The sequence below is a fragment of the Streptomyces viridosporus genome (assembly GCF_002078235.1).
Lineage (GTDB): Bacteria > Actinomycetota > Actinomycetes > Streptomycetales > Streptomycetaceae > Streptomyces > Streptomyces viridosporus.
In genome coordinates, this window is the sequence record NZ_MSGP01000325.1 from 1 (window position 1) to 3,857 (window position 3,857).

At 76.0% G+C, this 3,857-nt stretch carries 4 protein-coding genes; 2 read left to right on the forward strand and 2 right to left on the reverse strand.

Translation table 11 applies throughout. From position 1 onward, the window contains the following. On the forward strand, positions 1-485 hold a 485-nt coding region (locus B7L92_RS22745; RefSeq protein WP_255311082.1), incomplete at its 5' end, for a hypothetical protein. Here B7L92_RS22745 and B7L92_RS22750 read toward each other — a convergent pair. After that, entirely contained in the window at positions 403-1,263 is an 861-nt protein-coding gene (locus B7L92_RS22750) for a DUF4184 family protein (RefSeq protein ID WP_081239307.1), read from the reverse strand. The two genes, B7L92_RS22745 and B7L92_RS22750, sit on opposite strands and share 83 nt — an antisense overlap. Positions 1,264-1,594: 331 nt before the next feature. On the opposite strand from B7L92_RS22750, the gene B7L92_RS22755 reads away from it, so the two are divergent. Further along, positions 1,595-3,385: a lytic transglycosylase domain-containing protein gene (locus B7L92_RS22755; RefSeq protein WP_081239308.1), complete on the forward strand. Its 1,791-nt coding sequence runs from the start codon at positions 1,595-1,597 to the stop codon at positions 3,383-3,385. Positions 3,386-3,472: 87 nt separating this feature from the next. Here B7L92_RS22755 and B7L92_RS22760 read toward each other — a convergent pair. Next, positions 3,473-3,857 (reverse strand): ATP-dependent helicase C-terminal domain-containing protein (locus tag B7L92_RS22760; protein ID WP_304364708.1); only part of this gene is annotated, 385 nt, incomplete at its 5' end.

The following is a 3,857-nucleotide window of genomic DNA, read 5'->3' on the forward strand; positions in this document are numbered from 1 at the left end:
AGAAGCGGCCCCCCGTACCCTCGCCCGCCAGGATGCGGGGCATGGGCATACGCGTGCTTCACCGCAGAGCGATACCCCCGCGGGCCGGCGCCGACGGACCCGCCCTCGAGGCGTTCTCGCCGGTTCCGGTCTTCGCGGCCGCCGCGAGTACCGTCCGCCTCCCCACCACCCGCGCGACCGCCCTGCGGCACGCCACGGCGGATCTCGGCCGCCGCGTCACCGACGGCCGACGGCGCACCGACCGCGCCTCCACCGCCGCGGGGACCGTACGCCCCGGCGAGCCGCCGGCCTGGCGCCTGTGGACCGAACTGGTCCGCGGCTACCTCGCGCTCGCCCTCACCCTGCTGCCCCGGCCCCGCCCGGTCCGCACGATCACCGTGTTCGTCGCGGCCGGCGAGACCCTCAGCGTGCGGCCGTACGGCCCGGCCGCCGCGTCCCGGCCGCTTCCGGGCCCGGCGCGGCCGGGACCGGACGCCACGCCCTGACCGCCAGCGCGTACAGCGGCAGCGCGAGGACGAGCCCCGCGCCCGCCCCGAAGCACACCGTCGGGATCAGCTCCCAGGGCTTCGCGGTCGAACCCCAGAAGGCCCACCAGCGGGAGGCCCGGTGCACCGCCGCCACCAGCGCGCAGCCGCCGAGCAGCGCGGCGGCCCCCCACCGGTCCGCACCCGACAGCACCGGCACCCCCGCCGGCCCGGCGGACCGGGGCGTCCGGCGCAGCGCCCGCACCAGGAACGCGGCGATCACGAGCGCGGCCACCGCCGAACCGCCGTACTGCAGGTACCAGTACAGGGGTGAGCCCGCGATCTCCTCGCCGAGCACGGGGAACACCCGCATCCCCCACCGGTCCAGGTGGGTGAAGGCGTCCCACACGACGTGCGTCAGCGCGCCGAGCACCGCCGAGACGTACCAGCGCAGCGCCAGGGGCGGCCGCACGCGCGCCCGGGGCGCCCCGCAGCGCAGCAGGGCGGCCGTCCGTCCCTGCCGGGCCCGCGGCAGCAGCGCCACCAGCGGTTCGCGCACCAGCAGCCACAGCCCCACCAGTGCCCAGGCGAGGAGCACGTCGACCGTGAACACGCCCGGGAAGGAGTGCGTGACGTCCCCGAACTCCATCGCCCCGGAGAGGACACTCGCCGCGTAGTAGGTCAGGTCGGGAGCGAAGGAGCCCGCGACGAGCACGGCCGGGACCAGCGGACCCCGGCCGGTCCCGTCGGTGCGCACGGCGGGCAGCACCGCCGCCGCGTGGCTCAGCGTGAACGGCAACTCGGCTCCTCGTGGCAGGCGTTGACGGGTGCTGGCGGGCCCCGGTGGTCGGCGGGCCCCAGTATGCGCGATGCCCCGCACCGCCACCGGCCGCGGATGAACACGGCCAACCGGTGGATATCGGGCATGAACGGGTGTCCGGGCAAAGGAAGTTGTCGTAGGGTCACGGAAGCCGTCGTGTCGGGGCGCAGGACGGGCGGGCGCGGGCGGAGGGCAACAGCGCACGCGCACACCCGCCGAGGGCGACCGGCGCGGCGGGCGAACCGTCCTCACAGGGCGGGGACGACAGACGTCGACGGACGCTCCGGCGTCCACGGGAGGGGTTCACTCTATGGCGGCGCAATTCGGCAGGAGGCTGCGCAAGGGGGCGGCAACCACCGCCGTGGCCGCGGCGGCGGTGGCGGCCCTGTCCGCGTCCCAGGCTCCGGGGGTGACGGTCGACGGCCGGGGCGGGCGGGCCACCGCGGACACCACCCCCACGCCCGAGGAGACCGCCGACGTCGGCGCGACCGGCAACTCGCCCTACTACACGGACCTGCCGCCGCTCAACAGCCCCCACCCCTCCCCGTCCGCGAGCACCGGCCCGGGCACGTCCGGCAGGTCCGAGGCCGGCATACCCGCGACCGTCCTCGACGCCTACAAGAAGGCGGAGGCCGCGCTGCGCGAGACGAAGCCCGGCTGCAACCTGCCCTGGCAACTGCTCGCCGCCATCGGCAAGGTGGAGTCCGGCCAGGCCCGCGGCGGCCGGGTCGACGCCGACGGCACCACCCTCAGCCCGATCATCGGCCCGCAGCTCGACGGCAACGGCTTCGCCCTCATCAAGGACACCGACGGCGGCGCGTACGACGGCAACAGCACCTACGACAACGCCGTCGGCCCCATGCAGTTCATCCCCTCCACCTGGGAGTGGGCGGGCCGCGACGGCAACGGCGACGGCCGCAAGGACCCCAACAACATCTACGACGCCGCGCTCTCGGCCGGCCACTACCTGTGCCGCTTCGGCTGGGACCTGTCCGACCGGGGCGACCTCAGGAAGGCGATCCTCAGCTACAACAACTCCACGGACTACCTGAACACCGTCCTGTCGTGGCTGGAGTACTACCGCAAGGGCACCCACGAGGTCCCGGACGGCACCGGCACCCTGCCCGTCGACCGCAGCGACGACCACGACCGGGTACGGCCGACCCCCTCGGCCCCGGTCACCTCCCGGCCGGGGGCCGGCTCCGGCTCCACGCCCGGCAAGCCGGCCGGCTCCGGCCCGAGCCCCAAGCCGCCGACCTCGCCCGGCACTCCGAGCACGCCGCCCACCTCACCCGGCGCTCCGAGCACGCCGCCCGGCACCCCGAGCACGCCGCCCACCACGCCGACACCGCCGCAGACGCCCACCGACACGGTGGACCACCTGGAGAACGCCGGTACCGCGAAGCTCACCGCGAGGGCGGGCGACGTGTTCGACGAGAGGATCCGCGCCCGCGCCGAGACGGCCACCGGCAAGGCCGTGGCGGCGGTACGGATCCGCTTCACCGTCATCGGCGACACCGACACCACCTTCGCCGGCGGCGAGAGCGTGGCCACCGTCGTCACCAACGGCTCGGGCGTCGCCGTGGCGCCCGCGCTCCGGGCGGGCGAGAAGACCGGCGACGTCACCGTCCGCGCCACCGTCGTCGGCCGCATGGTCCCCGGCCTCGACTACCGGGCCACCGTCACCGAGCGCGTCGCCGACACCCTCGTGCGCACCGGCGACGCGGAGCTCACCTGCGCCCCGGGCGGCGAGTTCGCGGACCGGGTCGAGGTGAGGGCCACGCACGACGGCGCCGCCGCCGGCAGGGTCGCGGCCACCGCCACGCTGATCACGTCGGCCGACGACCCGGCCCCGAACGACAAGGGCCCCTACTTCAAGGACGCCGACGGCCGGGCCGTCCGCACCCTGACCGGCCTGGAGACGGACGAGAACGGCCTGCTGAAACTGCCGCGGCTGTACGCCGACGACACCACCGGCACGTTCCTGCTCCGCGTCACCACCGCGGGCGGGGCCACCCTCACGGTCGAACTGACCGTGGCGCCGGCCGGGACGACGTCACCGAGCCCGTCCGCCGACCCGTCGGAGAGCCCCGGCGGGTGACCGCCGGCCCCTCACCGGCCCGGGGCGCCTCCCCGGAGGCCCGCCGCCGGGGCCCCGCTCCCGTGCCGGCGACGGAACCGGAGCGGCTCACCGCCCGAGCCGCGCGTTGGTGTGCCGGGTCGGTGCGGCGGTGGCCGGGTCCTCCGGCCAGGGGTGCCGGGGGTACCGCCCGCGCAGCTCGGCCCGTACGCCGCGGTAGCCGTCCTTCCAGAAGGAGGCGAGGTCGGCGGTCACCGCGGCCGGCCGTCCGGCCGGGGACAACAGGTGCACCAGCAGCGGCACGCCGGCCACCCGGGGCGTCTCCTGTAGCCCGAACATCTCCTGGAGCTTCACGGCGAGCACCGGCTGCTCCGGGTCGGAGTAGTCGATCCGGATCCCGGACCCACTGGGCACGGTGATCCGCTCGGGCGGCTGCTGCCCTGGGCCTCCGGCCAGGCCGCGCTCCTCGACGAACTGGCGCCCGAGCGGATCA

Coding starts and splice junctions, on each gene's coding strand:
- B7L92_RS22755 (WP_081239308.1), top strand. CDS start 1,595: ATGGCGGCGCAATTCGGCAGGAGGCTGCGCAAGGGGGCGGCAACCACC.